This is a genomic window from Paenibacillus sp. NRS-1782, from assembly GCF_050467685.1.
In the GTDB taxonomy this organism is placed as follows: Bacteria; Bacillota; Bacilli; order Paenibacillales; family Paenibacillaceae; genus Paenibacillus; species Paenibacillus terrae_A.
On record NZ_JBITPH010000093.1, the window covers coordinates 1 to 1227 of the forward strand.

The 1227-nt window shown below is 47.5% G+C and carries 1 protein-coding gene; it reads left to right on the forward strand.

The window, feature by feature from the left end; genetic code table 11:
* The first annotated feature begins 74 nt into the window (after positions 1 to 74).
* A protein-coding gene (locus tag ACIFQM_RS24500; RefSeq protein WP_430043835.1) for an IS630 family transposase occupies positions 75 to 1216 on the forward strand; the annotation gives its coding sequence in 2 pieces (ribosomal slippage) (positions 75 to 519 and positions 519 to 1216; 1143 coding nt in all).
* Positions 1217 to 1227 lie beyond the last annotated feature (11 nt).

A 1227-nucleotide genomic window follows, 5' to 3' on the forward strand; every position in this document is an offset into this window, starting at 1 on the left:
CTAGTACAGCATCAGATTTAAAATAGTTAAATAAAGGAAAGTATGATATAGTCGAAGAAAAAGAGGTATCGACTATGACAAAACGAGCTTATGTGGTCAACCTATCCGGAGAAGAACAAAAAAAACTACAAAAGATCTGTTCGACAGGGAAAACTGCGGCCCGTTCCATACGGCGTGCACAAATCTTACTCTGGGCAGACGAGAATCGGAATGAGGGCAAGTTAAAAGATACGGAAATTGCAGAACGTCTCCACATCCACACCAACACGGTACATCTTGTACGTAAAGTCTTTGCGGAGCAAGGTCTGCAAGCTGCTCTTGAACGAAAGAAGCGGTTGACTCCACCGAATCCGCCCAAGGTCACCGGAGAGTTGGAAGCCAAGATCATTGCGCTGAGTTGCAGTGAACCTCCAACGGGAAAAAGTCGTTGGACGCTGCGCCTGTTGGCAGACAAAGCGGTTGAACTTCAATATATCGACAGCCTTTCCTACGACACCGTGGATCGTATTTTAAAAAAAGCGAACTTAAGCCTCATCTCCGGAAATGCTGGTGCATCCCTCCCCAGCAAAACGCGGCGTTCGTAGCGGCGATGGAAGACGTACTGGAAGTGTATCATGAACCCTACGACGTGAACTGCCCGGTCATTTGCATGGACGAAAAACCGTTTCAGCTTCTGAACGAAGTCCGGCAGCCCATTCCCATGAAACCCGCCAAACCTCTACGAGAAGATAGCGAGTACGAGCGAAATGGGACTTGCAGTATTTTCATCTTTACAGAGCCTTTGGTGGGTTGGCGGCATGTCGAGGTGCGGAACCAACGAACCCGAATAGAATGGGCCGAGCAGGTCAGGGCATTGCTGGACGTACATTATCCCCAAGCCCCTAAAATTAAACTCGTCATGGATAACTTGAACACCCATTCCGTTGCGTCACTTTATCACGCATTTGATCCGGAAACAGCTCTTCGTTTAGCCAAAAGGCTGGAGATCCATTACACACCCAAACATGGAAGCTGGCTCAATATTGCAGAGATTGAACTCAGTGTCATGACTCGTCAATGTTTAGCCCGTCGTATTCCTTCCATTACCGAATTGTCGGATGAATTGAGCGCCTGGGAGCAATCCCGTAACCAAAGCCAAAAGGGTGTGGATTGGCAATTTACGACCAAGGATGCTCGCATCAAGTTAAAACGTCTTTATCCACAATTTAAAGACTGATGCTGTACTAG